Here is a 15,493-nt window from a genome sequence, read left to right on the forward strand (position 1 = left end):
TCGCGGAGTGGCCGACAACACCGCGGGCAGCACCGAGGACAGGATCGGCGGCGAGATGGTGTCTCCGGCACCACTCGCCGCCGATCGTCGTTCCGCCGACTGGCGGGACGTTCCCGGTCACTCCGACCCCCTGACGTCGAAGTTGGCGTCGACGATCGGCGGCCCGGTCGGTCGGCACGCGCTGATCGGACGGACCCGCTTCTTCACCCCGATGCGGGTGATTCTGTTGCTGGCCGTCGTTTTCCTGAGTCTCGGCTGGTTCACCAAGGCGGGCTGCATCCAGCAGGGCCCGGTCGGCGCGGACGGTGCCCTCGGCCTGAACTGGAGCGGCAACCGGCAGTACGTCGCGATGTGTTACTCCGACACCGTCCCGCTGTACGGCGCCGAACACCTCGACGAGGGGGCGTTCCCCTACAAGAAGTGGTGGGAGGAGCCGAGATCCGACGGCTCGGTCCAGCAGCGGTACATGGAGTACCCGGTGCTGTCGGGGCTGTACCAGTACGGCTCGATGGTGGTCGCGAAGGCGTGGGATGCCACGCCGTGGCTGCCCGGCGGCCTGCAGGTCGCGATCTACTTCAACGTCGTCGCGTTCGGTCTGGCGATGGCATGGCTGGTGACCGTCTGGGCGAGTGCGCTGTTGGCCGGGCGGCGGGTCTGGGACGCCGCGCTCGTCGCATGCTCACCGTTGGTGATCGTGCACGCGTTCACCAACTTCGACCCCCTGGCGACGGCGTTCGCGATGGCCGGCCTGCTGGCATGGGCCCGCAAACGCCCGGTCCTCGCGGGCGTCCTGCTGGGGTTGGGTGGTGCGGCCAAGCTGTTTCCGCTGATGCTGCTCGGCCCGCTGCTCGTGCTGTGTCTGCGGTCGGGACGAATGCGGGAGTGGACGCGGGCGACGCTCGCTGCTGCGGCCGCGTGGCTGGTGGTGAATCTGCCCATCGCGCTGCTGTTCCCGCGCGGCTGGGCCGAGTTCTTCCGGCTCAACTCCGAGCGCGGCGCGGATCCCGATTCGATCTACAACGTCATCACCTCGTTCACCGGATGGACCGGATTCGACGGCCCCCTCGCGCCGGGTGAGTCGCCGAGCGTGCTCAACGCTGTGACGCTGCTGCTGTTCGTCGCGGTCTGCGTCGGCATCGGCTACGTCGCGCTCACCGCACCGCGGCGACCGCGCGTGGCGCAACTGTGTTTCCTGCTCGTCGCCGGATTCCTGCTCACCAACAAGGTATGGAGCCCGCAGTACTCGCTGTGGCTGGTGCCGCTCGCCGTGCTCGCCCTCCCGCACCGCCGGATCCTGTTGGCCTGGATGACGATCGACGCGCTCGTGTGGGTGCCGCGGATGATGTACTACCTGGGCATCTCGAACAAGGGCCTGCCCGAGCAGTGGTTCACCGGCGCCGTCGTCGTACGCGACCTCGCCGTCGTAGCGCTCTGTGTCCTGGTCCTGCGCCAGATCTACCGGCCGTCAGAGGACCTCGTGCGGTTCGGTTTCATCGACGACCCGGTCGGCGGCGTCCTCGACCAGGCAGAGGATGCGCCCCCGCGGTGGTTGCCGACGTGGCTGCGGCCGCGGGTGCCCGAGCGTGCCGAGGAGAGGTCAGACGCGTAGCCCGGTGAAGGGCTCGAACGGAAGATTCCTGATCACGAACCACACGCAGAACACCGCGAGGGTGGCGACGGACGCCCAGCGCAGGCGTCGCGGGTTCGAAGAGGGGCGTCCGCGTAGTCGACCGCGGGTCCACGATACGTAGACGGCCACGAGGAGCATCGTCGCTGCCACGCCGATCGCGTTGTACCGCAGCGCCTCCGCGACATCGAGGTGCAGCAACGCGTACAGCATTCGGGAGGTGCCGCAGAGTGGACAGTCGATTCCCAGGAGTGCCTTGGTCGGGCACACGGGGATGACGCCACCGGGTGTGGTCGGGTCGGCCCACACCACGAAGCCACACGCGACGACGGCGGTGGCGGCCACGGCCGCAGGTGCTGCGACGCGGTGCCGCATCGGCGGCGCGGAAGCGGCGGACACGGGGTCCAGTGCACCACACGAATACCCGCGGGTGTCGGCGATGCGATCACCGAGGAGGAGCGGACGCGGCATCGACCGGGTGTTCCGTATCGGGCGCCGTGCGGCTGACGGTGACCGTCGTGGTCGGCGCCCGGGTTCCGCCCGCGCGCCGACGCAGCGGCGCCCGCACGAACAGGAAGAAGAACGACACCAACAGCGCGGCCTGACTCCACACCCCGACCACGACGAGGAGCTTCGCGGTCTCGCCGTCCGTGTCGGTGGCGAGGGCGTCGAACCAGCGGAACACCGCGATGCCCAGCACGACGTCGGCGACCAGGTAGGCGCCCACCAGTGACCACGGGACGCGGAGCAGGACCAGGAACGGCAGGAGCCACAGCGTGTACTGCGGCGAGTGCACCTTGTGCAGCAGGACGAACGCGCACAGCATCGATGCGCTCACGCCGATCCACGGGTAGACGCCGTCGCGCCCGTACCGCCGCCATCCCAGCCACAGTGCGAGCGCCAGTGCGGCGGCGAGCAGCAGGGGGGAGAGCGTGCCCACCAGCGCGTTGTACGACGCACTCCCCTCTGCATCACCGACCATCAGGGGCCGCAGGCCCCAGTACCAGATGCTGTTGCTCGTCAGGTCGGCGTGCCGCAGTTGCTGGAACGTGAACGACGCCCGCCAGCCCTCGTAGTCGTGCACCGCGAACGGCAGATTGATCGCGACCGCAGTCGCGGCCGCCGCGCCGAGCACCGCGGCGGCGCCCCGCACGTCGAGGTCGCTGCGCGACCGCCCTCGCCCTCGCCCTCGGGTGAGGACGTACAGCGCGAGGGGCAGCACGAACAGACCCGGATAGAGCTTGAGGCAGAACCCGACGCCCAGCAGCACGGCCGCGAGCACCCCGCGGGTGCGCAGCGACCACCGGTCCGTAGCCATCACCGCGATCGCCGCGACCGACGTCGCGACGACGGGCAACTCCCAGTTGTGGAACGCGTAGAGCAGCAGCGGCGGCGTGGCCGCCCACAGCAGCGCGGCGCGTCCGGTGAGCCGACTCAGCATCCACGCGGTCGCCAGACCGAACGGCGCCAGCAGTAGCGCGGAATGCTGCAGGAACTCGGCGTCGGTGTGGGCGCCGATCGCGCCGAGCCACATCAGCAGGCCGCTGAGCACCGGGTATTCGACGGTCCCGCCGGTGAGCAGGCCGTCGGGGGTGATGCCACCGGTGAAGGGGAACAGGTGCTGGTCGATGCCGCGCCCGAGCCACAGGAGCTGGATGTCGGAGTAGCAGACGGCACGGTCCTTGATCCCGTCGAAGATCAGGCTGCGACCGTCGGCGCCGAACGGCGGACCGATGCAGCGGGCCTTGTCGAGGTAGCCGAGCACCAGGGTGAGCAGGCAGGCAGTGAGGACGAGGACCGTCGCTCCGGCTCGGATGTTCCCCGTCGCCCGCATGCGATCCAGCGTAGGGCGATGTCGTCGACCCGTGTGATCGTCGAACTCCGACGAAATCGGACTGCGGAGTCAATTTCGCAGGTCAAAGGCCACTCGTGTACCCTGCAAAGGTTGCTGACGCAACGACCCTCCTGCCACGGACAGTCCGTGGCCGTTTCACAGTCCATAGGAGGTGATGAGGTCTTATGCGTCATTACGAATTGATGGTCATCCTCGACCCCAGCCTGGACGAGCGCACCGTCGCCCCGTCGCTGGATACGTTCCTCAATGTCGTCCGTAAGGACGGCGGCAGTGTCGACAAGGTCGATGTCTGGGGCAAGCGCCGTCTCGCATTCGAGATCGCCAAGAATCCCGAAGGCATCTACGCGGTCATCGACATCACTGCCGAGCCGGCCACCGTCAAGGAGCTCGACCGTCAGCTTGGTCTGAACGAGTCGGTGCTTCGCACGAAGGTCCTGCGCCACGGCAAGTGATTCCCGTCTGATCCAGGACGAGCGCTGGTAGTCAGTATCAGCACCTAGGCTCTGGACCAACAGGAACTCCCCAAACAGCAGGAGGAACCACATGGCAGGCGACACCGTAATCACCGTCATCGGAAACCTGACGGCTGATCCCGAGCTTCGTTTCACCCCCGCGGGTGCTGCGGTCGCGAACTTCACCGTCGCGTCCACACCGCGCACCTTCGATCGTCAGTCCAACGAGTGGAAGGACGGCGACGCGCTGTTCTTGCGCTGCAACATCTGGCGTGAGGCTGCGGAGAACGTTGCGGAGAGCTTGACCCGCGGCTCACGAGTAATCGTGAGCGGTCGGCTCAAGCAGCGCTCGTACGAGACCCGTGAGGGCGAGAAGCGCACTGTCGTGGAGCTCGAGGTCGACGAGATCGGCCCCTCGCTCCGTTATGCCACTGCCAAGGTCAACAAGGCCAACCGCGGAAGCGGTGGCGGTGGCGGCTTCGGTGGTTCTTCCGGCGGATCAGGCGGCGGACGTCCGGCGTCCAACTTCAACAACAGCAGCCAGGGCGGAGAAGATCCGTGGGGCAGCGCGCCGCAGGCGGGCTCCTTCGGAGGCTCCCGTGGCTCGGACGACGAACCGCCGTTCTGATTCGTACCCGATCGGAACATCCAGAAAACGGAGATAGACATGCCGAAGCCGCCGCTGCGCGACAAGGTTATGAAGAAGAAGGTTTGCGCGTTCTGCAAGGAAAAGAACACGCAGATCGACTACAAGGACACGGCGCTGCTGCGTAAGTACGTCAGCGACCGCGGCAAGATCCGCGCCCGCCGCGTCACCGGCAACTGCGTCCAGCATCAGCGGGACGTTGCGGTTGCCGTGAAGAACTCGCGTGAGGTCGCCCTGCTGCCTTACGTCTCGACGGCTCGCTAAGGAAAGGGAGGGACGACATGAAGCTGATTCTTACTGCTGACGTGGACAACCTCGGTGCGCCCGGCGACACCGTTGAGGTCAAGGACGGCTACGGCCGTAACTACCTGCTCCCCCGTGGCCTGGCCATCGTTGCCACCCGTGGCGCTCAGAAGCAGGTCGAGGGCATCCGCCGTGCGCAGGAAGCGCGCTCGGTCCGTGGTCTCGACCACGCCAAGGAGCTCAAGGCTGCCATCGAGGGCCTCGAGGCTGTGTCGCTGTCGGTGAAGACCGCCAGCGATTCGGGCAAGCTGTTCGGTTCCGTCACCGCGGCCGATGTTGCAGGCGCCCTCAAGGCTGCCGGCGGCCCGGCCGTCGACAAGCGCAGCCTGGCGCTGCCGAAGGCTCACATCAAGAGCACCGGCAAGCACCAGATCGTGGTCAACCTGCACCCCGAGGTTGCTGCCAAGTTCACCCTGAACGTCGTCGCCGCGTAGTCGACTCGTTCGGTCGAGGGCCCCGTGGACTCCGGTCCGCGGGGCCCTTCGCGTTGCTGGGGACGAGTTGTGGATAGATTCGCCACCCGGTGCCATTTTTATGATCTGGGTCATACCGCTGTTGGGCCGGCGTTTACCTGACACGCCCGGCTTGTCAACTTGGCCGACACGCCGAACGAGTTTCCATCCACAGGCTTGTGAAAAGAAATACGGCTATCTACCTGCGCATTGTTGAATGTGATGTTCATCGATCCACAGGTTGTCCCCAGTTTTCCCCAAGCGGTTAACACTCGAGGGTTCGGTGTCCCCAATCCATCCACAACTTTGTGCACAGGACGGGTTGATGTGGACTCCTCGAGGCCCCTAACCTCGCTGCGAGCGTGTCTCTCGAGTCGCCCGCGGGGCGGCGCAAGTTTGTCGGCAGACGCGAGTACAAAGAGAGTGCAGGACGGCGTCCGGATACCGATTCGTATGGCGTCGCAGGCTCGTGCGGGGAAGGACAGTCGCGTTGGCGGTTGTAGATGATCGAGGTCACTCCGAGTACCCGGGACCCCCGGAGGAGCCCAGCGAGGAGTTCGGCCGGCAGCCTCCGCACGACATGGTCGCGGAGCAGTCGGTGCTCGGCGGCATGCTGTTGAGCAAGGACGCGATCGCCGACGTCCTCGAGGTTCTGCGGCCCGGCGACTTCTACCGTCCCGCGCACCAGTCCGTGTACGACGCGATCCTCGACCTCTACAGCCGTGGTGAGCCCGCCGACCCGGTCACGGTGTCCGCGGAACTCGACCGTCGCGGGGAACTGCGCCGCATCGGCGGCGCCTCCTATCTCGTCACCCTCACACAGACCGTGCCCACCGCTGCGAACGCCGCGTACTACGCGGAGATCGTCGCGGAGAAGTCGGTCCTACGTCGCCTCGTCGACGCCGGCACCCGCATCGTTCAGTACGGCTACTCCGGTGGCGACGGTCAGGACGTCGCCGAGGTCGTCGACCGCGCGCAGGCCGAGATCTTCGAGGTCACCGAGCGTCGCACCACCGAAGACTTCATGCCGCTCGAGGAGCTGCTGCAGCCCACGATGGACGAGATCGACTCCATCGCCAGCCGCGGCGGCATCTCCCTCGGTGTGCCGACAGGGTTCAGTGAGCTCGACGAGATCACCAACGGCCTGCACGCCGGTCAGATGATCATCGTCGCGGCACGTCCGGGCGTCGGAAAATCGACTATCGGAATGGATTTCATGCGTTCGTGCTCCGTCAAGCACGGCATGGCCAGCGTTCTCTTCTCGCTGGAAATGAGCAAGACCGAGATCGTGATGCGCCTGCTGTCGGCGGAGGCGAAGATCAAGCTCTCGGACATGCGCTCGGGCAAGATGACCGACGACGACTGGACGCGCCTGGCACGGCGGATGAGCGAGATCAGCGAGGCCCCGCTGTTCATCGACGACTCCCCCAACCTGACGATGATGGAGATCCGCGCGAAGGCCCGCCGGCTCAAGCAGAAGCACAACATTCGGCTGATCGTGATCGACTACCTACAGCTGATGTCGTCGGGCAAGAAGGTCGAGTCGCGTCAGCAGGAAGTCTCGGAGTTCTCCCGAAGCCTCAAACTGCTCGCGAAGGAACTCGAGGTTCCCGTGATCGCGATCTGTCAGCTCAACCGTGGTCCCGAGCAGCGAACGGACAAGCGGCCCCAGGTTTCCGACCTCCGCGAATCCGGCTCGCTCGAGCAGGACGCCGACATGGTCATGCTGCTGCACCGCCCCGACGCCATCGAGCGGGACGACCCGCGCGGCGGCGAGGCCGACATCATCCTCGGCAAGCACCGTGGCGGACCGACGGCCACCATCACTGTCGCCCACCAGTTGCACTACTCGCGGTTCGTGGACATGGCGCGGGGGTAGCAAGCACAGGAAGCAGCGCCGATCGTTGCTTGCCGCCATCGCATCATTCCGGCCGATATCCGGTAGGCACTGCCCTCCACGTCCGCGAGGTGGCCGGCTTTCGGTTTGATAACCGAATCATGTTGTGCAGCTCACTGGTTCGGTGTTCGAGCTTTGCGCGTTGAGCGACGACCTCGGCGGCACGGCCGAGGCTCTCGTCACAGCGCAGACGGCGCGTCTCGCGGATATTGCGGCACCTTCCCCGGTGGCAGCGGCAGTAGCAACCGTTGTGTACCTGGTGCCTGTCGCCGCGATGAGCCGGTTCCATATGCTTGGTAATGCACACGCCGTTCCCCGCAACACCGGTGTATGACGTGCGTCTCATCCCGACCGGCGTCCGACCACGAGCACGCCGATTAGCCAGAAAGCCAGAGGAACGCAGTGAGCACAGCGGAACTGACGCAGTGGAACTCCGAGGAGGCTCTCGCGGAAGCGATGATCCCGATTATCGGCGGCCTGCACCGCAGGCATTCGGTGACGATTCTGCTGCACAGCCGCTCGCTGGTGAACAAGTCGGTTATCAAGATCCTGCGGACCCATCGCTTCGCCCGACAGATCCGTGGCGACGAGCTCTCCGTCGAGGAGACCTTCCCCTTTCTCGAGGCGCTGACCGACCTCGATCTGCGGCCGTCGAAGATCGACCTCGGCCTGTTGGTGACCGCCTACCACGCCAACGGTGGCGGAGCGCCGATCCCCGAGTTCGTCGCGAACAGCCTCGCCGACCTGGTCGGGGGCGCCCAGACCAGCCCCGCGCAGCCCCAGGACGTCGTCCTCTACGGATTCGGGCGTATCGGTCGACTGGTGACGCGACTGCTCATCGAGAAGGCCGGTTCGGGCAACGGCCTGAACCTGCGCGCCGTGGTCGTTCGGAAGGGCGGCGAGGACGACCTGGTCAAGCGTGCGTCGCTGCTGCGGCGCGACTCCGTTCACGGTCAGTTCGAAGGCACGATCAAGGTCGACGAGGAGAACAACACCCTCATCGCCAACGGCAACGTCATCAAGTTCATCTACAGCAACGATCCGACGACCGTCGACTACACCGAGTACGGCATCGACAATGCGATCCTGATCGACAACACCGGCATCTGGCGTGACCGCGACGGACTGTCGCAGCACCTCCGTCCCGGTGTGGCGAAGGTGGTGTTGACGGCGCCCGGCAAGGGTGATGTCCCCAACATCGTGCACGGTGTCAATCACCGTGACATCGACCCGGCCGAACGCATCGTGTCTTGCGCGTCCTGCACCACGAACGCCATTGTCCCGCCGCTGAAGACCATGGACGACGAGTTCGGCGTCGTGCGGGGCCACGTCGAGACCGTGCACTCGTTCACCAACGACCAGAACCTGCTGGACAACTTCCACAAGGCCGACCGGCGTGGCCGATCGGCGCCGTTCAACCTCGTCCTCACCGAGACGGGTGCGGCGTCTGCCATTGCGAAGGCACTTCCCGACCTGAAGGCCAAGATCACCGGCAACTCGATCCGCGTACCCACGCCGGACGTGTCCGTCGCGATCCTCAACCTTCAGCTCGGTCGCGAGGCCACCAAAGATGAAGTGTTGGAGCACCTTCGCCAGGAATCGCTCACCGGAACGCTGAGCAGGAACCTCGACTACACCGCGGCAACCGATGCCGTCTCGAGTGACTTCATCGGCTCGCGTGCGGCGTGCATCGTCGACGCGAACGCCGCGATCATCGACGGCGACACCGCCATCCTGTACGTCTGGTACGACAACGAATTCGGCTACTCCTGCCAGGTGGTTCGCACCGTCCAGTACCTCTCGGGCGTGGAGTACCCCATCTACCCGGCGGTCGACGCGGTCGCCGCCGCTGGAGCGATCGCCTAGCCTCAGGCGCCCTGACCGGACGTCCGTCGCTCACGTCCTGTGGCCGCTCACCTGATCGAGGTGGGCGGCCACAGCCGTTCGCTCCGACAACCACGAGTTGATGCCGCCGACAGCCGTTTTCGCGATCGCCGTCGGATGCCCGGTGAACCCGTGGGGCGATTCGGGGTAGACCCGGAGCTCGACGTCGTTGCCCGCGGCGGACAGCCGGCCCGCCATCGCGAGGTTGTCTTCCAGCAGGACGTCGTCGCTGCCGACGACCAGCAGTGTCGGGGGCAGGCCGCGGAGATCGCCGTAGGCGGGTGAGATGTCCGGCGCCGTGCGGTCTTCCGCATGCCCGACGTACGCCTGGAGAAAGTATTCGTCGGCGATCCGCCGTCCGGCCGGAGTCTGCGCGCTCAGGTCGTACGTGCCGAATTGGAGTGCCGCGCCCACGAATCCGCCGACGGCGCCGCGATCACGCAGGCGGAGCAGGGTGGTCATGGCGAGCGTCGCGCCCGCCGATCGGCCCCCGATCGTCAGTCGAGACGTCCCGAAGCGGGCGGCGGCGTGTTCGACGAGCCACAGTGCCGCCGTCTCGCAGTCGTCGGGTGCGGCCGGCCACGGGTACTCGGGAGCCAGTCGGTAGTCGACGCTGACGACGGCGACGCCGAGCGTGTTCGCGAGTGCCCGATTACGCACGTCGTCGTGCGCCGCGGAGTCCATGTAGAAGCCGCCACCGTGGATGCTCAGGTGAACGCCCCGCACGAAACCGTCTGCAGGAGTGCAGATTCGCACCGGCACAGACCTTCCCGCGGCTTCGGCGATCTCGGAGGTCGCCGGTGGATCGGCGGGCACGGCAGTGGGTCGCGCGGCCCGCACCTCGATCAGCTCCGCGAGGCTGCTGGGGCCGCGCCCGGCCACCCTCGCCTCGTAGAAGCGTCGAGCCTCGCCGACGTCCTCCGCGGGCACGTCGACCATCAGATCGTCCAGCGTGAACCGCACGCGTCCTCCTCGCAGTCGGGGATGTCGACACGACGCTATCCGGTTCTACTCCCGATTCAGGGTTGCCTCTTCGAGGTCGAGTTCGCGTAGCACCTGTCGCAGCACTTCGTCGTCGATGCGTCCGCTGTCCCGTTCGGCGATGAAGACGTTCCGCTCGGTCTCGAGCATCTGCAGGCGCAACGCGCGAAAGGCGGCGGACGGGCTCTCGCCCAGCTCGGCCTCGCTGCGCCCCAATCGTTCCCAGGCCGCGTGGGCGCGGTGCTCGCTCCAGGTCCGAAGGATCTCGGCGGCCCGCTCCCGGACGTCGGCCGAGTCCCCGTCGGCGTTGGCGACCAGGCTCTCGAGCACCTCCGTGGCGGCCCGCGCCGCCTTGTCCTGCGCGGCCGCCACCGAGACCGCGTCCGTGCGCTGCTCCTGTTCGTTGTCGACGCCGAACCGGGTGATCACCCACGGCAGCGTCAGTCCATGCAGCAGCAGCGTGCCGACCACGACAGCGAAGGTGATGAACAGGATCATGTCGCGCTCGGGGAAGGGCGCGCCCGAATTGACAGTCAACGGAATCGCGAAGGCGGCGGCCAGCGAAACCACACCGCGCATGCCGGACCACGCCACCACGAACACCCCGCGGGCCGGCGGTGCCGGTTCCCGCTCGCGAATGCGCGCAGAGAGCAGGCGCGGCAGGTAGGTCGCGGGGTAGACCCACAGCAAGCGGACCACGATAACGGCGACGAGCACTGCCAGGGAAGCGCCGACCACCTCGGCCACACTGCGCCCGTGGAGTCCCTGCACGACGCTCGGCAGTTGCAGCCCGATCAGCAGGAAGACGAACGATTCGAGGACCACGTCGACGGCCTTCCACACCGCGGTGTCCTGCAGGCGGGTCGCGTAGCCGGCGCGGGTCGACCGTTGCCCGAGATAGAGGCCGGCGACGACCACCGCGATCACTCCGGAACTGTGCACCTGTTCGGCCGCCAGGTAGGCGACGAACGGGACCAGCAGCCCGATCGCGCTCTCCATCACCGGATCCGAGAGCCGCGAACGGATCGCGTCGACGACGATGCCCACCCCGAGGCCGATCAGGGTGCCGACGACCGCGGCGCCGAGGAACGTGTACACCCCCTCGAGCAGCGTCACGCCCGTCCCGACTGCGGCGGCGAGCGCGACGCGGTAGGCGGTGAGCGCGGTCGCGTCGTTGAGCAGGCTCTCGCCGCCGAGCAGCGTCATGATCCGTCGGGGCAGGCCGAGGCGTCGTCCGATCGCGCTGGCGGACACCGCATCCGGCGGCGCGACGACCGCCCCCAACACCAGCGCGGCGGCCAGGGGAAACGAGGGAATGGTGAGGTATGCGACCACCCCGACGGCGGCGGTGGTGGCGAGCGGCAGCCCGACCGCGAGGAGCGCGATGGGACGCGCGTTGCGGCGCATCGCCAGCGACGAACTGTCGAGTGCGGCGGAGTAGAGCAGCGGCGGCAGCACCGCGAACAGCACGAGATCGGGGTCGAGCGCGGTGTCGGGAAGCCCGGGGACCTGCGATCCGACCAGTCCGACGGGGACCAGCAGCAGCGGCGCCGACCAGTTGAAGCGCCGCGCGACAGCGGCGGTGAGCAGCGCCGCCACCGCGACGGCGAGCAGAGCCACGTTCACGGCGGTTCTCCGTCCGACGCTCGGTGTGTGGATATCGCTCCCTGAAGCATGCAGGATGGAGGGTGATGAAGAGAGCACTCCAGCGTGCAGCCGACGCCATCCGAGCCGGATCCCCGGATCCGGCCACGGACGAGGCGTGCGCCGAGCTGGCGGAGGCCACCGGTCCGGACCCCGAGCCGCGCACCCCCGGCCGCTGCGAGGAATGCGAGGCGCTCGGTGAGCAGAACTGGGCACACCTGCGGATGTGCCTGACCTGTGGACACGTCGGATGCTGCGACTCGAGCCCGCACCGGCACGCGACCGCGCATTTCGAGCAGAACAGACATCCCGTGATGCGATCGCACGAGCCGGGCGAGACGTGGCGTTGGTGTTACCTGCACGCCGAGATGGGCTGACCCCGAACACCCCGGCCGCCCGAGACCTCAGTCGCCGTCATCTCCCTGCGGGTTCAGTGGAAGCCGGACCACGAATTCGGTGCGCCCGGGCCGTGACTCCACGCGAATGTCGCCCCGGTGTTTGTCGACGATCCGCCACGAGATGTCGAGTCCGAGCCCGGTTCCCTCACCGACCGGTTTCGTGGTGAAGAAGGGTTCGAAGATGCGGTCGCGGATGTCATCGGGGACTCCCGGGCCGGTGTCGCCGATTGCCACGGCGACACAGTCACCGTCGCGGTAGGTACGGACGGTGAGAGTGCCGTGGCCGTCCATCGCGCTCACGGCGTTGTCGATGAGATTGGTCCACACCTGGTTGAGTTCGGCGGCGTATGCCGGCACGGGTGGCAGGGCGCGGTCGTAGTCTTTGACGACGTCGACGCCGCCGATCTTGCCGCTCAGCATTACCAGCGTGCTGTCGAGCAGCTCGTGGACGTCCGAGACCTGGAACGGTGCGCGGTCCATCTGCGAGTACTGCTTGGCAGCGCCGACCAGCGAACTGACGCGGGTGGTGGAGTCCGCGATTTCGTTCATGAGTAACTCGGTCTCGATCGTGTAGTTGAGCCAGGCGATTGCCCCGGCGAGGATCGGTGGCTCCACCGTGGCCGCGACCCGTTCGAGCCACGCGACGTCGAGCCCGGCCTGCACGAAAGTCGGGGCGATGTTCCAGCTTCCCGCGATGTCGTGGTCCTCGAGCCACTCGCCGAGCGTGTCCTCCCGGTCCGACGCCTCCAACGGGCTCAGTGTCGGAGCCTTCGCGACCAGCTCCACGGCCTCCTCCTGGATCCGGACCAGTGCCCGGAGGGCCGCGGGTTCGTAGGCGCCGGAGGCGATCATTCCCAGCTTGTGCCGCATGCCGGCGACCCGCTCCCGCAGCGCGGCCGTTGCCCGGACCGCGGCGGCCGCCGGGTTGTTCAGCTCGTGCGTCAGCCCGGCGGACAGCGAGCCGAGGGCGAGCAGTCGCTCACGTTGCGCGAGGATCTCGCGGGAGCTCTGGTTGCCGAAGAACAGCCCCTCGAGCAGGTGCAGCGCCATCGGAAACCACTCCGCCATGAAGCGGGCGAAGTCGTCGGCATCCAGGACGAAGAAGGTGGAGCGCTCGGGCACCGTCATCGACGTGCCGTAGACCTGCGGTACCCGGTCGCCCATGTAGGCGGTCCACGCGCCCGAATATGCGCCGCGGTGCGACGTGCGGACCATCTCCACGTCCTGATCACCCGACTGCTTCGTGAGCACCACCGACCCTTCGACGAGTACGTAGAAGCAGGTCGCGGGGGCGCCCTCGCGATAGACGGGGCCCGGCTCGATCACCTCCATGCGTCCGGCGCGGCACAGCTGCCCGAGCTGGTCGTCGTCGAGCTGCTCGAAGAGGAAGAGCGTCCGCAGTTCCTCCGGCGTGCACACCGGCCCCGCGGTCACGGCTTGGCCAGGTATCGGTGGACGAGCATCACAGCCATCGCTCCCTCTCCCACGGCCGACGCCACCCGTTTCGCGGAGTCGGAGCGCACGTCTCCGGCGGCGAACACCCCGGGCACGTTGGTCTCCAGTTGGTGCGGCGAGCGTTCGAGTTCCCAGCCGGGCGGACGTCGTCCGTCGACCACGAGGTCGGGGCCGGAGACGACGTATCCGTCGGCGTCGCGCACCACGACGCCGTCGAGCCAGTCCGTGCGCGGCGCGGCCCCGATGAACAGGAAGAGCCACTGCGCGTCGACGGATTCGGAGCGTCCCGTGGTGTTGTCGCGCAGAGTTATCCGTTCCAGATGATCGTCGCCGTCCGCTCCGATCACCTCCGAGCACGTCAGGACCGTAATCCTGGAGTTCTGCTGGATCTGCTGAATCAGGTAGTGCGACATGGAGTCGTCCAGCGAGCCGGCGCGCACCACGATGGTGACCGAGCGGGCGCCTCGGGCGAGATAGACAGCCGCCTGCCCCGCGGAGTTCGCCCCGCCGATCACGTACACGTCCTGGCCGCTGCATCGCGCCGCCTCCGTCACCGCTGATCCGTAATAAACCCCGCGGCCGGTGAATTCGTTCAGTCCGGGCGCCGACAGCTGTCGATAGGAGACCCCCGTCGCGAGGATGACGGTGTGCGCGGCCAGTGTGGCCCCGTCGGCGAACCGGACGGTGCGGGCCGATCCGTTCACCTCCAGGCCGACGACGTCGCGCGTGGTGATCACCTCGGCGCCGAACTTGGCGGCCTGCCTGCGCGCCCGGTCGGCGAGCTGGGCGCCGGAGAGTCCGTCCGGAAAGCCGAGGTAGTTCTCGATCCGCGAGCTCTGCCCGGCCTGCCCGCCGGTGGCGGTGCGTTCGATCAGCACAGTGCGCAGGCCCTCCGACGCCCCGTACACCGCCGCGCCGAGCCCGGCCGGACCACCGCCGATGACGACAAGGTCGTAGAAGTCCGATGCGGGGACCGTGGCGAGCCCGACATGTTGTGCCAGTTCCGAATCCGTCGGCTCCACCAGCACCTCGCCGTCGGAGGTGATCACGACCGGCAGCCGCATGGCGTCGGTGCCCGCAGCGTGGAGGAGGCGCTCTCCCTCGGGCTCGTCGGACATGTACCACCGATAGGGCAGCTGGTTGCGGGCGAGGAACTCGCGCACCTCCGACGATCGCCCCGACCACCGGTGTGCCACCACCTTGGTCTCGGTCACCGGCTTGCGGTCCGAGCTCGCCCAGGCGTCGAGCAGGGCGTCGAGCACCGGGTACAGCTTCTCTTCGGGCGGATCCCACGGTTTGAGCAGGTAGTGGTCGAGATCGACGACGTTGATCGCGTCGATCGCGGCATCGGTGTCGGCATAGGCGGTGAGCAGCACCCGCTTCGCCGCCGGATGCAGGTCCATGCCCTGCTCGAGGAACTCGATGCCGCTCATTCCCGGCATGCGGTAGTCGGCGAGCAGGACCGCGACCGGGTCGCCCCGCAGCTTGATCTCCTCGAGTGCGGCCAGCGCCTCGGTGCCGGACTCCGCCCGGATGATCCGGTACTTCTCGCCGTAGCGGCGGCGGAGGTCCCGGACGATGGCGCGGGAGACGCTCGGATCGTCGTCGACGCTGAGAATTGCAGGCTGTGCCATCGTTCTCCCATGTGCGGCCGCCGCTCAGCCGCCCTTTCCGAGTATGCCGCAGATGTGGGACCGGTGCCCGGCCTACCGTGACGGCCGCGGGGAACTGTTCGGCAACAGTGCGGACACTGTCTCCAGGTGCATCACGAAGGTCCCCGTGACGCCGGTCGGTGGGGATGAAAACACCGACCGGCACAGCCGTTCCCGAGCCTTCGGCCATCTCCTCGAGGCTGCTGGGGCCACAGCCGGCCGGACCGAGGCGTAGAAGGCCAGAGCC

The 15,493-nt window shown here is 67.4% G+C and carries 14 protein-coding genes; 8 read left to right on the forward strand and 6 right to left on the reverse strand.

The features are described 5' to 3' along the window. The first annotated feature begins 55 nt into the window (after positions 1-55). A complete protein-coding gene (locus C8K36_RS17320; protein ID WP_107985806.1) occupies positions 56-1,609 on the forward strand; it encodes a glycosyltransferase family 87 protein in 1,554 nt (517 codons plus the stop codon). Here the strand turns inward: C8K36_RS17320 and C8K36_RS17325 are convergent. After that, a complete protein-coding gene (locus C8K36_RS17325) occupies positions 1,598-2,002 on the reverse strand; it encodes a DUF2752 domain-containing protein (protein WP_107985807.1) in 405 nt (134 codons plus the stop codon). The two genes, C8K36_RS17320 and C8K36_RS17325, sit on opposite strands and share 12 nt — an antisense overlap. A gap of 70 nt (positions 2,003-2,072) precedes the next feature. Next, on the reverse strand, positions 2,073-3,461 hold the full coding sequence (locus C8K36_RS17330) for a glycosyltransferase 87 family protein (protein ID WP_107985744.1): 1,389 nt from the start codon (positions 3,459-3,461) through the stop codon (positions 2,073-2,075). A gap of 185 nt (positions 3,462-3,646) precedes the next feature. Between C8K36_RS17330 and rpsF the strand changes: the two genes are divergently transcribed. The 6 genes from rpsF to C8K36_RS17370 all read left to right on the forward strand — a co-directional run bounded on the left by rpsF (position 3,647) and on the right by C8K36_RS17370 (position 9,098). Then, the gene (gene rpsF, locus C8K36_RS17340) at positions 3,647-3,934 is read left to right on the forward strand and encodes a 30S ribosomal protein S6 (protein WP_107985745.1); all 288 of its coding nucleotides are present in this window, start codon (positions 3,647-3,649) and stop codon (positions 3,932-3,934) included. Between the two features lie 91 nt (positions 3,935-4,025). Further along, positions 4,026-4,562, forward strand: coding sequence for a single-stranded DNA-binding protein (locus C8K36_RS17345; protein WP_107985746.1), 537 nt, complete (start codon positions 4,026-4,028; stop codon positions 4,560-4,562). Positions 4,563-4,601: 39 nt separating this feature from the next. Next, on the forward strand, positions 4,602-4,844 hold the full coding sequence (gene rpsR / locus C8K36_RS17350; RefSeq protein ID WP_107985747.1) for a 30S ribosomal protein S18: 243 nt from the start codon (positions 4,602-4,604) through the stop codon (positions 4,842-4,844). A 17-nt stretch (positions 4,845-4,861) separates the two neighbouring features. Then, positions 4,862-5,317: a 50S ribosomal protein L9 gene (gene rplI / locus C8K36_RS17355; protein ID WP_107985748.1), complete on the forward strand. Its 456-nt coding sequence runs from the start codon at positions 4,862-4,864 to the stop codon at positions 5,315-5,317. Between the two features lie 508 nt (positions 5,318-5,825). Further along, positions 5,826-7,214 carry a replicative DNA helicase gene (gene dnaB / locus C8K36_RS17360; protein WP_107985749.1) on the forward strand — a complete coding sequence of 463 codons (1,389 nt, stop codon included), beginning with the start codon at positions 5,826-5,828 and terminating at the stop codon, positions 7,212-7,214. 420 nt (positions 7,215-7,634) lie between these two features. Beyond that, positions 7,635-9,098, forward strand: a complete 1,464-nt coding sequence (locus C8K36_RS17370) for a glyceraldehyde-3-phosphate dehydrogenase (RefSeq protein ID WP_107985751.1) — start codon at positions 7,635-7,637, stop codon at positions 9,096-9,098. Positions 9,099-9,128: 30 nt separating this feature from the next. On the opposite strand, the gene C8K36_RS17375 is transcribed toward C8K36_RS17370, so the two are convergent. Next, positions 9,129-10,079 (reverse strand): alpha/beta hydrolase, encoded by a 951-nt coding sequence (locus tag C8K36_RS17375; protein ID WP_107985752.1) that lies wholly within the window; start codon positions 10,077-10,079, stop codon positions 9,129-9,131. 45 nt (positions 10,080-10,124) lie between these two features. Then, on the reverse strand, positions 10,125-11,723 hold the full coding sequence (locus C8K36_RS17380; RefSeq protein WP_107985753.1) for a Na+/H+ antiporter: 1,599 nt from the start codon (positions 11,721-11,723) through the stop codon (positions 10,125-10,127). Positions 11,724-11,788: 65 nt separating this feature from the next. On the opposite strand from C8K36_RS17380, the gene C8K36_RS17385 reads away from it, so the two are divergent. Continuing rightward, positions 11,789-12,118: a UBP-type zinc finger domain-containing protein gene (locus C8K36_RS17385; protein ID WP_181319616.1), complete on the forward strand. Its 330-nt coding sequence runs from the start codon at positions 11,789-11,791 to the stop codon at positions 12,116-12,118. Positions 12,119-12,145: 27 nt separating this feature from the next. Here the strand turns inward: C8K36_RS17385 and C8K36_RS17390 are convergent, their stop codons facing one another. Then, positions 12,146-13,573, reverse strand: a complete 1,428-nt coding sequence (locus C8K36_RS17390; protein WP_107985755.1) for an ATP-binding protein — start codon at positions 13,571-13,573, stop codon at positions 12,146-12,148. Beyond that, positions 13,570-15,228, reverse strand: a complete 1,659-nt coding sequence (locus C8K36_RS17395) for an FAD-dependent oxidoreductase (RefSeq protein ID WP_107985756.1) — start codon at positions 15,226-15,228, stop codon at positions 13,570-13,572. Before C8K36_RS17395 ends, C8K36_RS17390 begins: the two co-directional genes overlap by 4 nt. Positions 15,229-15,493 lie beyond the last annotated feature (265 nt).

The sequence above is a fragment of the Rhodococcus sp. OK519 genome (genome assembly GCF_003051005.1).
Lineage (GTDB): Bacteria > Actinomycetota > Actinomycetes > Mycobacteriales > Mycobacteriaceae > Prescottella.

Excerpts from the sequence above, each read along its gene's own strand:
- rpsF (WP_107985745.1), top strand. The coding sequence starts at position 3,647 with ATGCGTCATTACGAATTGATGGTCATCCTCGACCCCAGCCTGGACGAG.
- rplI (WP_107985748.1), top strand. The coding sequence starts at position 4,862 with ATGAAGCTGATTCTTACTGCTGACGTGGACAACCTCGGTGCGCCCGGC.
- C8K36_RS17345 (WP_107985746.1), top strand. The coding sequence starts at position 4,026 with ATGGCAGGCGACACCGTAATCACCGTCATCGGAAACCTGACGGCTGAT.
- C8K36_RS17385 (WP_181319616.1), top strand. The coding sequence starts at position 11,789 with ATGAAGAGAGCACTCCAGCGTGCAGCCGACGCCATCCGAGCCGGATCC.
- rpsR (WP_107985747.1), top strand. The coding sequence starts at position 4,602 with ATGCCGAAGCCGCCGCTGCGCGACAAGGTTATGAAGAAGAAGGTTTGC.
- C8K36_RS17320 (WP_107985806.1), top strand. The coding sequence starts at position 56 with ATGGTGTCTCCGGCACCACTCGCCGCCGATCGTCGTTCCGCCGACTGG.
- C8K36_RS17325 (WP_107985807.1), bottom strand. The coding sequence starts at position 2,002 with ATGCGGCACCGCGTCGCAGCACCTGCGGCCGTGGCCGCCACCGCCGTC.
- C8K36_RS17330 (WP_107985744.1), bottom strand. The coding sequence starts at position 3,461 with ATGCGGGCGACGGGGAACATCCGAGCCGGAGCGACGGTCCTCGTCCTC.
- C8K36_RS17395 (WP_107985756.1), bottom strand. The coding sequence starts at position 15,228 with ATGGCACAGCCTGCAATTCTCAGCGTCGACGACGATCCGAGCGTCTCC.